Source organism: Pseudomonas sp. A0308 (assembly GCF_044218815.1).
Taxonomy (GTDB): domain Bacteria; phylum Pseudomonadota; class Gammaproteobacteria; order Pseudomonadales; family Pseudomonadaceae; genus Aquipseudomonas; species Aquipseudomonas iridis.
Genome location: NZ_CP162581.1, coordinates 1,740,250 through 1,757,750, shown reverse-complemented (window position 1 = coordinate 1,757,750; position 17,501 = coordinate 1,740,250). Strand labels below are relative to the sequence as shown.

Genomic DNA, 17,501 nt, shown 5'->3' with positions numbered 1-17,501 from the left:
ATCGTCCCGCCCACGTCAGGCTATTGATTGCTGCTGTTTAGAACTTGGCTTCCGCATCCAGCTGCAGGGTGTTGGTATCTGCATCACGCTGGGTACGGCTGGCGAAGTCTGCCTTGGTCAGGAAGTACGTCGCGCCGACAGCGAAGTTCTTGTCGATGTCGTAACCGACCTTGAACTTGTGACCACGCGAACCTGTGGTGCCGTTGGCAAAGTCGGAGTCGGTGAACGCGCCGACCACAGCGTTGCGCTGCACGTCACGATAGTTGTAGTCGAGGTTGAAACCAAAGACCTTCGACTTGGCGCCGAGCAGCCAGGCAGTGTCCTGATCGGTCACGGCGTCGTTGTTCTTCACGTATTGGCCGTAGAACGACAGAGGCATTGGCAGACCGCCGATGTCGACCTGGCTGAAACCTTCGTACAGGCGGAACTCGTTGTTTGCCGAGTTGCCGTTGACCGCCAGGGCGCACGGCGTGGAAGTGCCGGTGCAACGGCTATCCTCGTCGTTCTGGTAAGCGTAGACACTGCCGCCCAAGGTCAGCTTCAGGTTGTCGGTGATATTGAAGCGGCTACCCAGTTGACCGGCGGTCAGGCGCAGGTCGTGACGGAACTGCACGCCGTCACCATCGACGTTGTCCTTGAGGTTGTAGTTACCCAGGCTGCCGAACAGTTCGGCGCTGCTGCCCAGCGGGTATTTGTAAGTAACGGCCAGACCTTCAGGGTTGATGTCGCTATCCCAGATCACGTCGCCCATGCTCACCCACGGTTGCAGCATCTTGCCGCCGATCACGTGCAGGTTCTTGATCTGGTCAGGGTGGTAGTCGATGTAGCCCAGATCCAGCCAGATCTGCTTCTTGTCGAAGTAGTTGTCCTGATCCTGGTTAGTCGAACGGGCATCGTCGCCGCCGCCTGTGGCGATACGGATACCGGTGTCCACTTGCGGGTTGATCTCGGTGTAGGCACCCAGACGGGCACGGATGCGCTGACGATCCTTGTCGCGACCGCCGTTGTTCGGTTCGCCATCGATCTTGATGGTTTCCTGGCGGATGCGCACGTCACCCTTGAACTGAGTCTTCGCCGCCCATGCCAGTTTCTGGTCGAAAGCGCTTTGTTCATTGGTCTTTTTCGCGACAGCCGCGACTTGTTCGTTGGTCTCTTGCTGCGCCTGCTGCGCGATTTGCTGAGCCTTCTGATCCTTGGCCAGTTCAGTTTGCAGTTCAATGTACTGCGCCTGGGAAATCGAACCGTTAGCCTTGAGCATGTCGAGCAGTTTGGCGTCGACTGCAGCACTGGCCGGAACGCTCATGGCCAGCAACAGGCCACCGCACAGGGCCGCCGCAGTTTTCGTGGAAGCAAGACGCATAGCAATCTCCGAAGATGAGAGGGGATGGCTTGACCATCCTGGGCACAACCGACAATCGAGGTCGGAAAACAGTGTCCGGGTTAGAACCCGGCGCTCTAAAAACAGGCGCCAGTATCGCGATGGTTTATGACAGTGAAGTGGCACAGTGATGGCAGGATGATGACGGTGTGCGTCGATCGTGAACTATTGATCTAGAGCGCTGTCGGCCGATTGCGGGTGTGCATTGCGGCGCAATCGGCGATACTCGCCGGGCGCTGGAGTCCTGTTGTGGAGAGCTTGTTGATGCCGTTGCAACGTCTGCAAAACCTGTCAGAAATTTCCTCACATGCCTGGGATGCACTGGTGCCTGACAATCAGCCCTTTCTGCGCCATGCGTTTCTCAGTGCATTGGAAGACAGCGGCAGCGTCGGCCCCCACTCCGGTTGGCAGCCGGAGCATTTGCTGCATATTGAAGACGATCGGCTGATCGCGGCGTTGCCCAGTTATCGCAAGTGGCATTCCTACGGCGAGTACGTGTTCGATCATGGCTGGGCCGATGCCTGTGCCCGCGCCGGAATCGATTACTACCCCAAGCTTTTGACGGCGGTGCCGTTCAGTCCCGTCAGTGGGCCGAGGCTGCTGGCCGCCAGGGTCGAGGACGGTTTCGAGCTGCTCAAGAGCCTGCCCGGTTATCTGGAAATAGAAGCGCTTTCCAGTGCCCACATCAATTTCACCGATGCCTTCACCGACGCCGCCATGGCCGAACAGCCGGGCTGGTTGCAGCGCATTGGCTGTCAGTATCACTGGCAGAATCGCGGCTATCGCGACTTTCAGGATTTTCTCGACGTGCTCTCTTCGCGCAAGCGCAAACAGATGCGCAAGGAACGCGAGCAAGTGGCGGGGCAGGGCTTCGAGTTTGAATGGCTGGAGGGAGGAGCGCTGGACGAGGCGCAGTGGGATTTCGTCTACGCCTGCTACGCCAATACCTACGCGGTGCGTCGGCAAACGCCGTATCTGACCCGGGAATTTTTCAGCCTGCTGGCCGAGCGCATGCCCGAAGCGATTCGCGTGGTGCTGGCCAAACAGGGCTCACGGCCGGTGGCCATGGCGTTCAGTCTGGTGGGGGGCGACAGTTTTTACGGACGTTATTGGGGCTGTCTGGCCGAGTTTGATCGGCTGCACTTCGAAACCTGTTTTTATCAGGGCATGGACTACGCGATTGCCCAGGGTTATCAGCGTTTCGATGCCGGTGCTCAGGGCGAGCACAAACTGATTCGTGGCTTTGAACCGGTGATCACCCATTCATGGCATTACCTGCGCCATCCCGGATTGAAAGCGGCGGTGAAGGATTTCCTGAAACAGGAACGCGCTGGCGTTCTGGCCTATGCCGAGGAAGCCAAAACAGCCTTGCCCTACCGCCAAACCTAGATCCCCTGTAGGAACTGCCGAAGGCTGCGATCTTTTGATCTGGTTTTTTGAACATCAAGATCAAAAGATCGCAGCCTTCGGCAGCTCCTACAAAGGGAACTCAGGCATCCCTCAGGTTTCCTCTTTGCCCAACCAGCGATAGATCCCGCCACCGACCACCGCGCCAATCAACGGCGCGACCCAGAACATCCACAACTGCGCGATCGCCCAGCCGCCGACCATCAGCGCCGGCCCGGTGCTGCGGGCCGGGTTGACCGAGGTGTTGGTCACTGGAATCGAGATCAGGTGGATCAACGTCAACGCGAGGCCGATGGCAATCGGTGCCAGCCCTGGCGGAGCGCGTTTGTCGGTGGCGCCCAGAATGATGATCACAAACATCGCGGTCATCACCAGCTCGGTGACAAATCCGGCAGCCATCGAATACTTGCCGGGCGAATGCTCGCCATAACCGTTGGAGGCCAAACCGGCGGCAATGTCGAAACCCTCCCTGCCGCTAGCGATGTAGTAAAGCAGCGCTGCCGCCAGAATCCCGCCCAGCACCTGGGCGATGATGTAGGCGGGCAGTTCCCGGGCCGGAAAACGACCGCCGACAAACAGGCCTACCGACACGGCCGGGTTGAGATGACAACCGCTGATGTGGCCGATGGCAAAGGCCATGGTCAGCACCGTCAGACCAAACGCCAGGGCCACCCCCAGCACCCCGATTCCCAAAGGTGAAGAGGCAGCGATCACCGCACTGCCACAACCGCCCAACACCAGCCAGAACGTACCCAGCAACTCCGTAACTGAACGTTTGAACAAAGACATGAGAAGAGTCCTTGATAGGCTTGCTATCGAGACTGCATCGAGTTGCGCGTCCTTGCGGACTTACGACAGGTTCCCTGCTGGAACCTTCGCTGAGTACAGCACGCTTTCCACGGATTTCCAGCAGGCGAAAAAAAACCGCCAGCCCCCGTGATTGGCGGGTTGTGGCGGTTTTGTCTGCGGGTGATTGCAGGCTCACTCCTGCAAGGTTTGGTGGTGATCGGGTCTATCAATCGATCCCGACAAACCCCCCGGTCTGATGCGCCCACAACCGGGCATACAAACCACGGTGAGCCAGCAGTTCAGCGTGGGTGCCGCTCTCGGCGATCTTGCCGTTTTCCAGCACCACCAAGCGATCCATCCGGGCGATGGTCGAGAGGCGGTGGGCAATCGCGATCACGGTTTTGCCCTGCATCAGGGTTTCCAGGCTTTCCTGAATCGCCGCTTCAACTTCCGAGTCGAGCGCCGAGGTCGCTTCGTCCATGATCAGGATCGGCGCGTCCTTGAGCAGCACTCGGGCAATCGCGATGCGCTGACGCTGGCCACCCGACAGCTTCACGCCGCGCTCGCCGACATGGGCGTCAAACCCGGTGCGGCCTTCAGCGTCGGACAACAACGGAATGAACTCGTCGGCGCGGGCCTTGTGCACTGCGTCCCAGAGTTCGGCGTCGGTTGCATCAGGTTTGCCGTACAACAAGTTGTCGCGGATCGAACGGTGCAGCAGCGAGGTGTCCTGGGTAATCATGCCGATACGTGCGCGCAGGCTTTCCTGGCCGACTTCGGCGATGTTCTGGCCGTCGATCAGGATGCGCCCACCCTCGACGTCGTAGAGGCGCAGCAGCAGGTTGACCAGAGTCGATTTACCGGCACCGGACGGGCCGATCAGACCGATTTTTTCACCCGGTTTGATGGTCAGGTTGAGGTCGCCGATGATCCCGCGCTTCTTGCCGTAGTGAAAATCCACATGCTCGAAACGCACTTCGCCATTGGCCACGGCCAGCGGTTTTGCCTGCTCCTGATCGGTGACGCTGACCGGTTGCGAGATGGTGCGCAAACCGTCCTGGACCATGCCGATGTTTTCGAAGATGCCGGTGACCACCCACATGATCCAGCCGGACATATTGACGATGCGGATCACCAGACCAGTCGCCAAGGCAATGGCACCGACGGTGATCAACGATTGCGTCCACAACCACAGCGCCAGGGCGGTGGTGCCAACGATCAGCAAGCCGTTCATGGTGGTAATCGCCACGTCCATGCTGGTGACCACGCGGCCAGCCATTTGCGCCTTGACGGTTTGTTCTTCGATGGCTTCCTTGGCGTAATGCTGTTCGAAGTTGGTGTGGGCAAACAGCTTCAGTGTGGCGATGTTGGTGTAGCCGTCGACGATCCGCCCCATCAGTTTCGAGCGCGCGTCGGAGGCTTCCACCGAGCGCTCTTTGACCCGGGGCACGAAGTAGTAGAGCGCGCCGATGTAAGCGGCGATCCACACCAGCAGGGGGATCATCAGGCGCCAGTCGGCCTCGGCGAACAGCACCAGTGCGCTGATCGCATAGATCACCACATGCCACAACGCATCGACGGCTTGCACCGCTGAATCACGCAGCGAGTTGCCGGTCTGCATGATGCGCTGGGCGATGCGCCCGGCGAAGTCGTTCTGAAAGAAGTTCAGGCTCTGCTTGAGCACATAACTGTGGTTTTGCCAGCGGATCATGCTGGTCATGCCGGGGCTCAAGGTCTGGTGCACCAGCAGATCGTGCAGACCAAAGAAAATCGGCCGCAGGACCAGCGCAACCACCACCATCCACGTCAGTTCGAGGGCATGGTCGCTGAAGAAATTCGGGTTGGGTGTGCCCTGGGCAAGGTCGATGATGCGGCTCAGGTAACTGAACAGCGCCACTTCGATCAGCGCGGCAAACAGGCCAACGACCAGCAGGGCGGCGAAACTCGGCCAGACCTGCTTCAGGTAATAGGTATAGAAGGGCCAGACACGATCTGGAGGGGCCGCCGTCGGGGCGTCGCGGAATATGTCGATCAGTTGTTCGAAACGGCGATAGAGCATCAGATAACCGCCCGGATACGGGCTCTCCTTTTATCAGTGTGAGCGGCGTGGTCCGAGACCGCCACCGCTCGAAATGCCCCGCGAAACTTAGTCGATGCGTTTGGCCGACTTGATGATCACAGGGTCGACAGGCACGTTTTGCATGCCGCCTTTGGTGGTGGTTTGCGAGTTGACGATGATGTCGACCACGTCCATGCCCTTGACCACTTTGGCGAATACCGCGTAACCGGCATCACGGCCCGGGTCGAGGAAAGCATTGTCAGCCACGTTGATGAAGAACTGGCTGGTGGCCGAATCCGGGTTGGAGGTGCGCGCCATCGACAAGGTGCCGCGAACGTTGTGCAGGCCGTTGCTGGCTTCGTTCTTGATCGGTGCCTTGGTTTCTTTCTGCTGCATTTGCTGGGTGAAACCACCGCCCTGAGCCATGAAGCCCGGGATCACACGGTGAAAAATCGTGTTGGTGTAAAAGCCGCTGTCGACGTACTCAAGGAAATTCTTGGTACTGATCGGCGCCTTGACCGGGTCCAGTTCGATTTCGATCTGGCCGTTGGTGGTGTCCAGCAGCACGTGCGGCGCTTTGGCCGGGGTGGCAGCCATCAGGTTGGCGGCAAACAGCACGGTGCCGGCGGCGAGGGCGATTTTTTTCAGCATGGGTCAGTGATCCTGAGGATGAATATCGGCTGCGGCAAGAAACTCCAGCAGCGTTTGATTGAAGCGTTCGGGTTGATCGAGCGGGGTGGCGTGGCGCGAATCGGCGATCACCACCAGCCGCGCATCGGGCAGCAGTTTTACATAGGTTTCTTTCAGCGTGACGGGTGTGTAGTCACGGTCGGCGCTGACGATGAGCGTTGGACAGGTCACTCGGGAAAGTCGTTCCTGAACACCCCAGCCAACAATCGCATCGAAGCTGGCGAGATAAGCACGTTTGTCGTTTTTTGCCCAGCGTTCAGCCATTTTCTGCCGCAGAGCGGCCTGTTCCGGCTTGGGGAAAAGTTTACTGCCCAATGCCTTGCCGATGGTTGCCAGGCTGAGCACGCGCATCAGGCTCCAGCGTTTGAACCACTGCCAATAGTCATCGCGCGAACGCAGTTTGACCTCGGGCGCGCTGTTGACGATGGTCAGGCTCTTGAGCAGTTGCGGCTGATCGACACCCAACTGGAAACCGATCATGCCGCCCATGGACAGGCCGATGTAGTGCACCGGACCGAGGTTCAAGTGCTCGATCAGTGCGACCAGATCGGCGCTGAACCCGGCGATGCTGTAGCGCTCCCGGGGTTTGTCCGAGCGCCCGTGGCCGCGGATGTCCGGGACGATCACCCGGTAGTGCGCGGCCAGCGCAGGAATCTGCATTTCCCAGTCCAGCGTGCTCGAGCCGAGCCCGTGGACCAGCAGCAGCGGTGTGCCGTGGCCATATTCCTCGTAGTGCAGGTTGCAACCGTCGTGTTCGAAATACGCCATCGGTGAACTCCGTGTCAGGCTTGTTCAGGGGCGGCGAACGGTGCATCCAGCGGCAACGTGTCGAAGGTGCGCAGCAGTTCGATGAGGATTTGCGTCGCCGGGCCCAGCGGTTTGTCCTTGTTCGAGTACAGATAGAAACTCGGGTTGCGGCTGCCACCCTGATCCAACGGTAGCAGCTTGAGCGAGCCTTCTTTCAATTCCCGTTCGATCATGTGCCGTGGCAACCAGGCAAATCCCAGACCGCTGCTGACGAAGGTCGCGGCGGTGGCGAGACTGCCGACGGTCCAGCGCTGTTCGGCGCCGAGCCAGCCGACATCCCGTGGTTGTTGGCGGCCGGAGTCACGGATAACCACTTGCATCTGGGTTTCCAGGTCCTGGAAGCTCAGTTCGCGGTTCAAACGATGCAAGGGATGTTCCGGGTGGGCGACGGCAACGAACTCGACATCGCTCAATTCTGCGCCGAGGTAACCGGGAATGCTGAGCCCGGTGATGGCCAGGTCAGCTACGCCTTCAAGCAAGACTTCCTCCACACCCGACAGCACTTCTTCGCGCAGGCGTACCCGGCAGCCACGGCTTTGCGGCATGAACGCCGTCAGTGCGCGGACGAGGCGAGCGCTGGGGTAAGCCGCATCGACGACCAAACGTACTTCGGCTTCCCAACCTTGCTCCATATGGTGGGCGAGGTCTTCCAGTTGGCTGGCCTGTTTCACCAGTTGTCGCGAGCGGCGCAGCAGAACGCCGCCGGCCTCGGTGAGCACTGCTTTACGCCCGTCGATGCGCAGCAACGGCACACCGAGTTGGTCCTGCATGCGGGCGACGGTGTAGCTCACCGACGATTGCGAACGGTGCAGAGCCTCGGCGGCCTGGGCGAATCCGCCATGGTCGACCACGGCCTGCAATGTTCGCCATTGATCAAGGGTCACGCGGGGCGCTTTCATCAATAGCTCCTCTTGTCCTAAGCTGGCTGTCCCTCATGGAGACTGCCGAATGAAAAAATTCTGTTGTGTGCTGCTGGCGCTGCTGCCGCTGACGGCGTTTGCGTATCCGATCGACGTGCAGAAAGACCTCAACGACATGAAGATCGACTACGAGACCTTCGATACCGATAACGACATTGGCTCGATTCGGGTGGCCAACTACGGCGATGTCGATGCGACCTGCAAAGCGGTGTTCAATAATGGTCCGGAAGCGCCACGCACCCGTACCATCGATGTGCCCGCCGGCAAACACAAGAACGCCACGGCCAAGTTCACCCGCGAGATCATCAAGCTGCGCATCAAGCTGACCTGCACGCCGAAGTAGTACCAGTCCCTTGTGGGAGCGAGCCTGCTCGCGAATGCGCTGGATCAGTCAACGTGTGTGCCGACTGATATTGCGTATTCGCGAGCAGGCTCGCTCCCACAAGGGTGAATGCATCTAAACGAATTATTCGATGCTTTGCAGCAATTATTTGCGCTTTTTCATCGATACGATGCTGCTTAACCTTCACTCCATCGACCTACAACATTCTCGGATGGAGGCTACACAACATGTCCCGCGTTCTGATCATCGAAAGCAGCGCCCGCCAGCAAGACTCGGTTTCCCGTCAGCTGACCCAGACCTTTATCCGTCAGTGGAAAGCGGCGCACCCGGCCGATCAGATCACCGTCCGTGACGTTGCCGTCAACCCGGTTCCGCACCTCGACATCAACCTGCTGGGCGGCTGGATGAAGCCCGCCGAACAGCGCAATGACAGCGAGCAGTCCTCGCTGGACCGCTCCAATGAATTGACCGACGAGCTGCTCGCCGCTGACGTGCTGGTGATGGCCGCGCCGATGTACAACTTCGCGATCCCCAGCACCCTCAAGGCCTGGCTTGACCATGTGCTGCGTGCCGGCGTGACGTTCAAGTACACCGAAACCGGCCCGCAAGGCTTGCTCAGCGGCAAGCGTGCCTACGTGCTGACGGCTCGCGGCGGCATCTACGCTGGCGGCCCGGCCGACCATCAGGAACCGTACCTGCGTCAGGTGATGGGTTTCATCGGCATCCACGACGTGACCTTCATTCACGCTGAAGGCATGAACCTGGGCGGCGACTTCCAGGAGAAGGGCCTGAACCAGGCCAACGCCAGGCTTTCTCAGGTCGCTTGATATGTTAATCGCCAGATAATCACTGGATGTTCTAGTGCTCTGGCGCAACCCCTTCAAGGCTTTACGCGCATCGAACCTCCCTTTGCACTTGTTGCTCCTGAGTGCTGTAGCCCGATTGAACGCATTAGCGAGATCGGGCTTTTTTTTGCCCGGGATTTGAAGGCGGACACAGCTCCTACAGGGGATTTGTGCGTATCCAGTCGATTCGCAGTGAAACCAAAAAACCGCTATCGTCGCCGCCATTCAAAACAGGGGCGACCATGGGCTATCTACTTTTTGTCACGCTGATCCAGGCGTTTTCCTTCAGTCTGATCGGCGAATACCTGGCCGGGCATGTCGACAGTTACTTCGCGGTGCTGGTGCGTGTGGTGCTGGCCGGGCTGGTGTTCATCCCGCTGACTCGCTGGCGTTCGGTGGAGCCAGCGTTCATGCGCGGCATGCTGCTGATCGGCGCGTTGCAGTTCGGCGTGACCTACGTCTGCCTTTACCTGAGCTTTCGCGTGTTGACGGTGCCGGAGGTGCTGCTGTTCACCATCCTCACGCCGCTGCACGTGACCCTGATCGAAGATGCCTTGAACCGGCGCTTCAACCCGTGGGCGCTGATTGCTGCACTGGTGGCGGTGGGCGGCGCAGCGGTGATTCGCTTCGACCGGATCAACCCGGACTTCTTCATGGGCTTCCTGCTGCTGCAACTGGCCAACTTCACCTATGCCGCCGGGCAAGTGTTGTACAAGCATCTGGTGGCCAAACACCCGAGCGATCTGCCGCACTACCGGCGCTTTGGCTTCTTCTACCTTGGCGCACTGGCGGTGGTGTTGCCGGCGTTTCTGTTGTTCGGCAAATCGAACTTCCTGCCGGAGGCGCCGCTGCAATGGGGTGTGCTGGTGTTCCTCGGTCTGGTCTCGACCGCACTCGGCTTGTACTGGTGGAACAAGGGTGCGTGCATGGTCAATGGCGGCACATTGGCCGTGATGAACAACCTGCATGTGCCGGTGGGGTTACTGCTGAACCTGCTGATCTGGAATCAGGATGAGGAACTGGGAAGGTTGTTCCTTGGCGGGAGTGTGATTCTGGCGGCGGTGTGGATCAGCCGGTTGGGCATCCGTAAAACCCCAGCCACCGCATGATCCCTGACTGAAAAATATCCCTGTGGGAGCGGGCTTGCCCGCGATAGCGGAGTACCAGTCGATGAATTCATTGCTGACACTCCCTCATCGCGGGCAAGCCCGCTCCCACAGGTTTCAGTGGCGCTACATAATATGTTTTTCAGGCTCTGGGATGCTGGCCGCGCCCAGCACCGCCGGCAACAACCCCGAGCGCAAATCCCCGCCACTCGGCTGCTGATACAAGCTCAGTCCAAATTCCGGCAGCACTGCCAGCAGGTAATCGAAAATATCCCCCTGAATCCGCTCGTAGTCCGCCCACACCGTGGTGCGGGTGAAGCAGTAGATCTCCAGCGGAATGCCCTGCGCCGTGGTCTGCATCTGACGAACCATGCAGGTCATGTTCGGTTGAATTTCCGGGTGGCTCTTCAGATAAGCCAGCGCATAAGCGCGAAAGGTACCGATGTTGGTCATGCGCCGGCGATTCGCCGACATGGCCGCGACATTGCCCTGCGCCTCGTTCCACGCCTTGAGCTCGGCTTTCTTGCGGCCCATGTAGTCGGTCAGCAGATGCACCTGGGACAGCTTCGCTTCCTCGTCATCGCGAATGAAGCGCACGCCGCTGGCGTCGATGAACAGGCTGCGTTTGATCCGCCGGCCACCGGACTGCTGCATGCCGCGCCAGTTCTTGAACGACTCGGACATCAGACGCCAGGTCGGGATCGAGACGATGGTTTTGTCGAAATTCTGCACCTTGACCGTGTGCAGGGTGATATCGACCACGTCACCGTCGGCGCCGACCTGGGGCATCTCGATCCAGTCGCCGACCCGCAGCATGTCGTTGCTGGTCAATTGCACGCTGGCGACAAACGACAGCAGCGTGTCCTTGTAGACCAACAGGATCACCGCCGACATCGCACCCAGACCCGACAGCAGCAACAGTGGCGAACGATCGATCAGCGTGGCGACGATGATGATCGCGCCAAACACGTACAGGACCATTTTTGCCAGTTGCACGTAGCCTTTGATCGAGCGCGTACGGGCGTGTTCGGTGCGCGCGTAGATATCGAGCAGGGCATTGAGCAGGGCGCTGATCGACAGCAGCAGGAAGAGGATGGTGAACGACAGCGCCACGTTACCGAGGAAGGTCATCGCGGTTTTGCTCAGCTCGGGCACCAGATGCAGGCCGAACTGAATGACCAGCGACGGCGTCATCTGCGCCAGTCGCTGAAACACCTTGTTGTGACGAAAGTCGTTGATCCAGTGCAGGGCCGGTTGGCGACCGAGCATGCGGCTGGCGTGCAGGATCAGATAACGCGCCACTCGTCCGAGCACCAGCGCGATCACCAGTAAAACCGTCAAGGCCAGGCCGGCCTGCAAGATCGGATGCTGTTCGAGGGTGCCCCAGAGGTCCTGGGCGTTGAGCCAGAGCTGTTTGAAATCCATAAGAGAAACGATTCTTCTGTAAGACGCGATGGCCGATTAGAGCATTTAAGACGCCATGTATTACCGTTGGATACAAATCGAGCAACAAAAAAGCCACTGATTCACGCCGTTTGTATAAAGAAACTCGGCCTGAGCGCTCGAAACCGGTAACCTATGCAGCTGTTTTTTTGCATATCTTCGAGGTAGCACCCGTGTTTTCCCAATTCGCCCTGCACGAACGCCTGCTAAAAGCTGTGGCCGAGCTGAAATTTGTCGAGCCAACGCCTGTGCAAGCCGCGGCCATTCCGCTGGCGCTCCAAGGGCGTGATTTGCGGGTGACTGCGCAAACCGGTAGCGGCAAGACCGCCGCTTTTGTCCTGCCGATCCTCAATCGCCTGATCGGCCCGGCCAAGGTTCGCGTCAGCATCAAAACCCTGATCCTGCTGCCGACCCGCGAGCTGGCTCAGCAGACCTTGAAGGAAGTGGAACGCTTTGCGCAGTTCACGTTCATCAAGTCCGGCCTGATCACCGGTGGTGAAGACTTCAAGGTCCAGGCTGCCATGCTGCGCAAGGTGCCGGACATCCTGATCGGCACCCCGGGCCGGATGATCGAGCAACTGAACGCCGGCAACCTTGATCTCAAGGAAGTCGAAGTGCTGGTGCTCGACGAAGCCGACCGTATGCTCGACATGGGTTTCTCCGAAGACGTGCAACGTCTGGTCGACGAATGCCCGAACCGTCAGCAAACCATGCTGTTCTCCGCCACCACCGGTGGTTCGGGCCTGCGCGAAATGATCGCCAAGGTGCTGAACAACCCTGAGCACTTGCAGCTCAACGCGGTCAGCCAGCTGAATTCGACCACCCGTCAGCAGGTGATCACCGCTGACCACAACCAGCACAAAGAACAGATTGTGAACTGGCTGCTGGCCAACGAGACCTACCAGAAAGCCATCGTCTTCACCAACACCCGCGCCATGGCCGACCGCATTTACGGCCGTCTCGTGGCTCAGGAATACAAGGCGTTCGTGCTGCACGGCGAGAAAGACCAGAAGGATCGCAAACTGGCGATCGACCGTCTGAAGCAGGGCGGCGTGAAGATTCTGGTGGCTACCGACGTTGCGGCCCGTGGTCTGGACGTTGATGGCCTGGACATGGTGATCAACTTCGACATGCCACGCAGCGGCGACGAATACGTGCACCGTATCGGTCGTACCGGCCGTGCCGGTAACGATGGTCTGGCGATCTCGCTGATCTGCCACGGCGACTGGAACCTGATGTCGAGCATCGAGCGCTATCTGAAGCAGAGCTTCGAGCGCCGCACCATCAAGGAAGTCAAAGGCACCTACGGCGGACCGAAGAAGGTCAAGGCCTCGGGCAAAGCCGTTGGTGTGAAGAAGAAAAAGACCGACGGCAAGGGCGACAAGAAGAAAACTGCCGCCAAGACGCCGACCAAGCGCAAGAGCGTCAACCGTCCGAAGCCGGATTCTCTGGTGAGCAGCGACGGCATGGCGCCACTCAAGCGTCGTAAGCCGGCAGAGCCTGCGGCTGAGTAAGGCGTTTCTGACAGGTACAAAAAAACCCGGACAATGTCCGGGTTTTTTATGGCCGGGATTTGTCAGCTCCCGAGCAGACCGCTGGTGTCGGCATCAAAACGTTGCTTTGCCTTGTCAGCGGCCGGTTTCAGCAATGCGAGCAGCGCGGCCTCGCTGTAAAACCGGGTTGTCGCCAGTTCCTTGGGCGTCGGCTCAATCGGAATCAGCAGATCTTCACCGTCCGCGTGCAGCCAGATCGCCACAACGTGCAGTGCCGAGACGAACAGCAGCCGCGGTTCCACGGTTTTGCCCTGCAATGGCGGCGACTGCTCTGCCAGTTTCAGCGCACCGACGGCAGCGGCGGCGAGTGTCCCGTGGTTCAACGAGGCAAACTCGACGTGGCCGCGTACTTCGGCCAGTTGCGCATCGGCAATCGTTACGCCATCGGCGAAGACCAGGTAATGCCAGTCGCCCATCCGAACGTCTTGCAGACCTTTGCCGTTGCTCAAATCCTCCAGACTCAGCGAGTAACCGCGCCAGGCCTCACTGAGGCTGATCTTCGCAGGTGAGGCGTTAGCGAATTGGCGGTTGGCGCCAAAGCCTCTGGTTTGCAGGGCGGCTTGCAGAGCCGGACGCAAGGTCTGTACGCCGTTGGAAGGCGCCTTTGGATAAGTCAGGTTCATAAGGTCGCCCCCTGGTTTTTTGCGGTGAAGTAAGTGTTGGTCCAGTTGCCGCCGCCGTTGTATGAACGGGGGAATGTGTTCAGCGCGCGGGTCGAATAGCCGTAGATCGAGTCTGCGACCAGTACGTAGTTGCCATTGGTGCCGTAGATCGTCAGGAAGTGCGCACCACCGCCGTACCAGGCACAGCGCAGGCCGACCGGGCGGCCCATGTTGATCTGGTTCTGAATGGCCGACATCTGCAGCGACCCCTGATTCATGCCGTTATAGCTGCGCGTGGTGCGCAGGGCGGTGTCCAGGTAGCCATAGACGTTGCACGGCCCCGGCTGATTGCAGCAGTTGCGGTTCAGCTCAGAACTGGCAACACCGCACTGAGTCCACGACCCGGTGCCGTAATAGTTGCCGACTGAGGCGGAAACGGCCGCCCAGCACCAGTTGGTCTGGGTTTGCTTCTCCATCGTGAAGTTGAGGCTGCCTGCGGCGAGTGAGCGGGGCTGCGCCGCTGCTTCGACGTCGACCAGTTGCGGGTCGATCAGGTGGCCGATAAGACACCTTGGCAGGGTCTCGGCGGTAAAACGGGTTGCTTCATTGGTTAACATTTTTCAATCCTCCATGAGTGAAAACAAGCGTCCAGCTTGTGAGTGTGTTGCGGTGTTGCTGAGCTATCGGTGCGTGAGGGTTGCCATGCTGGATGGCGCGCTCCGATCTCCTTGCTCGAGGTAACCTTAGCCTGAATATGCATTTGTGCAACAAAATAAATGCACTGATGCATTTTTAAGGTCAAAAGATCGCAGCCTTCGGCAGCTCCCACAGGTGGACCATCAATTCCATGTAGGAGCTGCCGAGGGCTCGGGCCGCGTTCGGACGATCTTTTGACTTTTAGCTGTCTGCTTTCTTCTCGGCCGAATTCAGCTCTTTCAACCGCTGATCAATCAACTGGCACTTGTCCGGCAAATCCGCACTGGCCGTGCCCAGGTCCATCTTCTGCAATTCAGCATTGATCTCTTTGGCCTTGGCTGGATTCTGTTCGGTGAGCCGGGTGACTTCCTTGGCCAGTTGTTCGCGTTTGGCCGTGGCTTCTTCGGGCGTGCAGGCCCAGACGGGCAGGGCGCAGGCGAGGGTGGCAGCGAGGGTGAGCTTGATCAGGGTTTTCATGGGAGCAGGCCTCAGTTCCGGTTAAGGCGGGTTAAACGGTTGAGGGCTTTGGCCTGTTAAAAGTTCAGTCTCGCTCCCATCAATCCTCCGCAGACTTTATGGGAAGCGAGGCTTCTCACGATCGCGATGACACGGCATCAAAGACTAACTGGCGTGGCAGCAACTCGATCGGTTTTCCCCTTCATACCGATCATGATGGCGCACCCATTCCATGATCTCGTCCTCATTCCTGCCCTTGGGCGTGAGGTCGAGGTAGTTGTAAGCGCCAACCAGCATGTCCAGACCTCGGGCATAGGTTGAGTAGGTGTGGAAAATCTCACCTTTATCATTGCGATAAAACACGCTCAGCCCCGGCAGCTCCTCCTCCGCGCTGTCAGTCTTTTCGTAGTTGTAGATAGCCTTTCCAGCTGCAACCTCTTCAGCATCTGGGCAAACGCCGAAGTCATAGTTGAAGTCGCAACCTTCTGACGACACCCAGTCAAACTTCCAGCCCATCCGCTGTTTAAAATCCTGGAATTCGTTGAACGGCGCATGGGAAACGGCAACCACAGCAATGTCGTGATGGGCCAGATGCTGATTGGCACCATCGATGTGGTCGCTGAGGAACGAGCAACCCTTACAACCCTGCTCCCAACCCTTGGCGAACATGAAGTGGTAAATCACCAGTTGGCTGTTTTTGCCGAATAGATCGGCGAGTCTCAGTTCGCCGTTTGGCCCCTGAAAGTGGTAGTCCTTATCGATCTTTACCCAAGGCAGTGCGCGGCGTTCAGCGCTGAGGCGGTCGCGTTCCTTGGTGAACGCTTTTTCATGAGCCAGGTGCTTCTTACGGGCGGCGAGCCATTCTTCGCGCGATACCACCGGATGATTCTCAACGTTCATGATGATTTCTCCTGCGGGGTTGAAACCGTCTGTTTCAGACTAGTCGTTTAACCCGCCGGGAATTCGACAGACCGCCGGTCGGTCGCCGTGCAAAATGCGGCTGAACGGCTGCGGTACGCCCGGGTCACAACCTATGAACGCGCCCTAAATCACGCGCACCGGAGGTTGAATCAGGATGACGACTTATAACTGGGATTTGATTGAACGCTTGCTGCATGAAGTGCAGAACAGCGCTGGCCATAGTTTCGCCCCTCGGGCGTACGCGGAGGATTACGCGGCAGCGAAAGCCAGCGCCGGTGAGCCGATCGAGAATCTGGATCACTTGAAAACGCTGGCCTGTGAATATGAGCGGTTGCTGCTGTTGCGCGGCTACATCGGGCCACGTGGCGAAGATGAAGGCAGCACCGGCAATAACTTCAGTCTGACTCCGCGGGGATCGAGCCTGTTGAGCCTGATCGACAGCAGCATTCCCGGGAATGACCATCCGCGTCAGGTGCTGGATGAACAGGAAGATGCACTGGCAGAGGGGACGTTTGATGAAGTGGCGTCCAAAGCGCAGATAGCCTGACTTCGAAGTAACCTCCCTTGTGGAAGCGAGCCTGCTCGCTCCCACATTGGTTTTGAATTGATCTTAATGTTGTCGTGCAGCCTTCAAGCACTTCAGATCATTGAAATCTTTACGCACACCCTCGATCTTCTTCAGCAACCGTTTACGCTGCTGCGGCGTACTCTCGGCCATCAGGTCGACTGCCATTGCTCGACCTTGTGCCTCGGTGTTGGCGTAGGCCTTGCGGTAATCCGCCGTCCACAAACTTTCGCGGTTGATCAGAAGGGTCTCGATACGTTGTGGGAATTCGGGACTTTTGCGCTGTGCAACCGCAGCGCTGAACTGCTTCTGCCAGTGCTCACGATTGGCAATCCATTGGGTGTTCTGATCGCCCAAGGCGTTAGTCCAAGCCAATACCCGCTGCTTTTGTGTCGGGCTTAGTGGGCCGAGCCAGTCGTTCAGACGCTTCTCCATGCGCTCGCCACGTTCCTTGATCTGCTCGGCCAATGGCGGTTCGACGTAATTCTGCTGGCGTTTGCGCAGGTCCTTGGCGAACGCGTCGTTCATCTCCGCCACCTGCTTATCGTCCAGGCCTTGCAGAAGTTCGATGGCTGACGGGGTGATCTCCCGCGCAGTTTCGGCAATGGCGTTTTTGGCTTCCACGGTGCGCGCCTGAAGCGCTTCGTCAGTGACCTGGTTGGTTTCGACCATCGTTTGCAAACGATCCAGCCAGTCGAGATAGCCCGGCAATTGCGTGGTGCAGTGCCAGCTCAGGTGTTCCTGGAGGCGCTCATTGAACCAGCCCTTTTGCTCGCCGTTCATGTCCAGGTAGTCGCCAAGCGTCCACGGGATGATCACGTCGAGATTGCGATACGCCAGGCCGACGCGGCTGCAGGCGCCAAGGGCGAGGGTGCAAATCAACAAGGCAGCGATGTGTTTGAACCAGCGAGACATAGGCGA

18 protein-coding genes are annotated in these 17,501 nt (G+C 58.8%); 6 read left to right on the top strand and 12 right to left on the bottom strand.

Annotated features, from left to right (window positions below; genetic code table 11):
• Positions 1 to 37: 37 nt before the first annotated feature.
• A complete protein-coding gene (locus tag AB4P92_RS08175; protein ID WP_042558119.1) occupies positions 38 to 1,360 on the bottom strand; it encodes a putative porin in 1,323 nt (440 codons plus the stop codon).
• 282 nt (positions 1,361 to 1,642) lie between these two features.
• Here AB4P92_RS08175 and AB4P92_RS08170 point away from each other — a divergent pair, with 282 nt between their 5' ends.
• Entirely contained in the window at positions 1,643 to 2,767 is a 1,125-nt protein-coding gene (locus AB4P92_RS08170) for a GNAT family N-acetyltransferase (RefSeq protein WP_395599225.1), read from the top strand.
• Positions 2,768 to 2,878: 111 nt separating this feature from the next.
• Here AB4P92_RS08170 and aqpZ read toward each other — a convergent pair whose 3' ends face one another.
• The 5 genes from aqpZ to AB4P92_RS08145 form a co-directional block, all read right to left on the bottom strand.
• On the bottom strand, positions 2,879 to 3,574 hold the full coding sequence (aqpZ, locus tag AB4P92_RS08165; protein WP_210622191.1) for an aquaporin Z: 696 nt from the start codon (positions 3,572 to 3,574) through the stop codon (positions 2,879 to 2,881).
• Between the two features lie 226 nt (positions 3,575 to 3,800).
• The gene (locus AB4P92_RS08160) at positions 3,801 to 5,633 is read right to left on the bottom strand and encodes an ABC transporter ATP-binding protein (RefSeq protein ID WP_210622192.1); all 1,833 of its coding nucleotides are present in this window, start codon (positions 5,631 to 5,633) and stop codon (positions 3,801 to 3,803) included.
• 87 nt (positions 5,634 to 5,720) lie between these two features.
• On the bottom strand, positions 5,721 to 6,284 hold the full coding sequence (locus tag AB4P92_RS08155) for a peptidylprolyl isomerase (protein WP_261735216.1): 564 nt from the start codon (positions 6,282 to 6,284) through the stop codon (positions 5,721 to 5,723).
• A gap of 3 nt (positions 6,285 to 6,287) precedes the next feature.
• On the bottom strand, positions 6,288 to 7,091 hold the full coding sequence (locus AB4P92_RS08150; RefSeq protein WP_042558123.1) for an alpha/beta fold hydrolase: 804 nt from the start codon (positions 7,089 to 7,091) through the stop codon (positions 6,288 to 6,290).
• Between the two features lie 14 nt (positions 7,092 to 7,105).
• Entirely contained in the window at positions 7,106 to 8,029 is a 924-nt protein-coding gene (locus AB4P92_RS08145) for a LysR family transcriptional regulator (RefSeq protein ID WP_042558124.1), read from the bottom strand.
• 49 nt (positions 8,030 to 8,078) lie between these two features.
• Between AB4P92_RS08145 and AB4P92_RS08140 the strand changes: the two genes are divergently transcribed.
• The 3 genes from AB4P92_RS08140 to AB4P92_RS08130 all read left to right on the top strand — a co-directional run bounded on the left by AB4P92_RS08140 (position 8,079) and on the right by AB4P92_RS08130 (position 10,347).
• Positions 8,079 to 8,393, top strand: coding sequence for a hypothetical protein (locus AB4P92_RS08140; protein ID WP_042558125.1), 315 nt, complete (start codon positions 8,079 to 8,081; stop codon positions 8,391 to 8,393).
• Positions 8,394 to 8,620: 227 nt separating this feature from the next.
• Entirely contained in the window at positions 8,621 to 9,220 is a 600-nt protein-coding gene (locus AB4P92_RS08135) for an FMN-dependent NADH-azoreductase (RefSeq protein ID WP_042558126.1), read from the top strand.
• Positions 9,221 to 9,480: 260 nt separating this feature from the next.
• Complete coding sequence (locus AB4P92_RS08130) at positions 9,481 to 10,347, top strand: carboxylate/amino acid/amine transporter (RefSeq protein ID WP_115147866.1); 867 nt, start codon at positions 9,481 to 9,483, stop codon at positions 10,345 to 10,347.
• A 123-nt stretch (positions 10,348 to 10,470) separates the two neighbouring features.
• Here the strand turns inward: AB4P92_RS08130 and AB4P92_RS08125 are convergent, their stop codons facing one another.
• Positions 10,471 to 11,769 carry a mechanosensitive ion channel family protein gene (locus tag AB4P92_RS08125; protein WP_210622195.1) on the bottom strand — a complete coding sequence of 433 codons (1,299 nt, stop codon included), beginning with the start codon at positions 11,767 to 11,769 and terminating at the stop codon, positions 10,471 to 10,473.
• A gap of 191 nt (positions 11,770 to 11,960) precedes the next feature.
• Between AB4P92_RS08125 and AB4P92_RS08120 the strand changes: the two genes are divergently transcribed.
• Complete coding sequence (locus AB4P92_RS08120; RefSeq protein ID WP_150603001.1) at positions 11,961 to 13,301, top strand: DEAD/DEAH box helicase; 1,341 nt, start codon at positions 11,961 to 11,963, stop codon at positions 13,299 to 13,301.
• A 62-nt stretch (positions 13,302 to 13,363) separates the two neighbouring features.
• Here the strand turns inward: AB4P92_RS08120 and AB4P92_RS08115 are convergent, their stop codons facing one another.
• The 4 genes from AB4P92_RS08115 to AB4P92_RS08100 all read right to left on the bottom strand — a co-directional run bounded on the left by AB4P92_RS08115 (position 13,364) and on the right by AB4P92_RS08100 (position 15,994).
• Positions 13,364 to 13,963: a hypothetical protein gene (locus tag AB4P92_RS08115; protein WP_395599224.1), complete on the bottom strand. Its 600-nt coding sequence runs from the start codon at positions 13,961 to 13,963 to the stop codon at positions 13,364 to 13,366.
• On the bottom strand, positions 13,960 to 14,559 hold the full coding sequence (locus AB4P92_RS08110) for a papain-like cysteine protease family protein (protein ID WP_395599223.1): 600 nt from the start codon (positions 14,557 to 14,559) through the stop codon (positions 13,960 to 13,962). The genes AB4P92_RS08115 and AB4P92_RS08110 overlap by 4 nt, the downstream gene beginning before the upstream one ends.
• A 280-nt stretch (positions 14,560 to 14,839) precedes the next feature.
• Complete coding sequence (locus AB4P92_RS08105; RefSeq protein ID WP_042558132.1) at positions 14,840 to 15,115, bottom strand: hypothetical protein; 276 nt, start codon at positions 15,113 to 15,115, stop codon at positions 14,840 to 14,842.
• Positions 15,116 to 15,259: 144 nt separating this feature from the next.
• Positions 15,260 to 15,994, bottom strand: coding sequence for a thioredoxin family protein (locus AB4P92_RS08100; RefSeq protein WP_261735222.1), 735 nt, complete (start codon positions 15,992 to 15,994; stop codon positions 15,260 to 15,262).
• 175 nt (positions 15,995 to 16,169) lie between these two features.
• Here AB4P92_RS08100 and AB4P92_RS08095 point away from each other — a divergent pair, with 175 nt between their 5' ends.
• Complete coding sequence (locus tag AB4P92_RS08095; RefSeq protein ID WP_273874990.1) at positions 16,170 to 16,562, top strand: transcriptional regulator; 393 nt, start codon at positions 16,170 to 16,172, stop codon at positions 16,560 to 16,562.
• A 63-nt stretch (positions 16,563 to 16,625) separates the two neighbouring features.
• Here AB4P92_RS08095 and AB4P92_RS08090 read toward each other — a convergent pair whose 3' ends face one another.
• Positions 16,626 to 17,495, bottom strand: coding sequence for a DUF6279 family lipoprotein (locus AB4P92_RS08090; protein WP_261735224.1), 870 nt, complete (start codon positions 17,493 to 17,495; stop codon positions 16,626 to 16,628).
• Positions 17,496 to 17,501 lie beyond the last annotated feature (6 nt).

Excerpts from the sequence above, each read along its gene's own strand:
- AB4P92_RS08130 (WP_115147866.1), top strand. The coding sequence starts at position 9,481 with ATGGGCTATCTACTTTTTGTCACGCTGATCCAGGCGTTTTCCTTCAGT.
- AB4P92_RS08125 (WP_210622195.1), bottom strand. The coding sequence starts at position 11,769 with ATGGATTTCAAACAGCTCTGGCTCAACGCCCAGGACCTCTGGGGCACC.
- aqpZ (WP_210622191.1), bottom strand. The coding sequence starts at position 3,574 with ATGTCTTTGTTCAAACGTTCAGTTACGGAGTTGCTGGGTACGTTCTGG.
- AB4P92_RS08105 (WP_042558132.1), bottom strand. The coding sequence starts at position 15,115 with ATGAAAACCCTGATCAAGCTCACCCTCGCTGCCACCCTCGCCTGCGCC.
- AB4P92_RS08140 (WP_042558125.1), top strand. The coding sequence starts at position 8,079 with ATGAAAAAATTCTGTTGTGTGCTGCTGGCGCTGCTGCCGCTGACGGCG.
- AB4P92_RS08160 (WP_210622192.1), bottom strand. The coding sequence starts at position 5,633 with ATGCTCTATCGCCGTTTCGAACAACTGATCGACATATTCCGCGACGCC.
- AB4P92_RS08155 (WP_261735216.1), bottom strand. The coding sequence starts at position 6,284 with ATGCTGAAAAAAATCGCCCTCGCCGCCGGCACCGTGCTGTTTGCCGCC.
- AB4P92_RS08150 (WP_042558123.1), bottom strand. The coding sequence starts at position 7,091 with ATGGCGTATTTCGAACACGACGGTTGCAACCTGCACTACGAGGAATAT.
- AB4P92_RS08135 (WP_042558126.1), top strand. The coding sequence starts at position 8,621 with ATGTCCCGCGTTCTGATCATCGAAAGCAGCGCCCGCCAGCAAGACTCG.
- AB4P92_RS08175 (WP_042558119.1), bottom strand. The coding sequence starts at position 1,360 with ATGCGTCTTGCTTCCACGAAAACTGCGGCGGCCCTGTGCGGTGGCCTG.
- AB4P92_RS08110 (WP_395599223.1), bottom strand. The coding sequence starts at position 14,559 with ATGTTAACCAATGAAGCAACCCGTTTTACCGCCGAGACCCTGCCAAGG.
- AB4P92_RS08090 (WP_261735224.1), bottom strand. The coding sequence starts at position 17,495 with ATGTCTCGCTGGTTCAAACACATCGCTGCCTTGTTGATTTGCACCCTC.
- AB4P92_RS08100 (WP_261735222.1), bottom strand. The coding sequence starts at position 15,994 with ATGAACGTTGAGAATCATCCGGTGGTATCGCGCGAAGAATGGCTCGCC.
- AB4P92_RS08145 (WP_042558124.1), bottom strand. The coding sequence starts at position 8,029 with ATGAAAGCGCCCCGCGTGACCCTTGATCAATGGCGAACATTGCAGGCC.
- AB4P92_RS08170 (WP_395599225.1), top strand. The coding sequence starts at position 1,643 with ATGCCGTTGCAACGTCTGCAAAACCTGTCAGAAATTTCCTCACATGCC.
- AB4P92_RS08115 (WP_395599224.1), bottom strand. The coding sequence starts at position 13,963 with ATGAACCTGACTTATCCAAAGGCGCCTTCCAACGGCGTACAGACCTTG.
- AB4P92_RS08095 (WP_273874990.1), top strand. The coding sequence starts at position 16,170 with ATGACGACTTATAACTGGGATTTGATTGAACGCTTGCTGCATGAAGTG.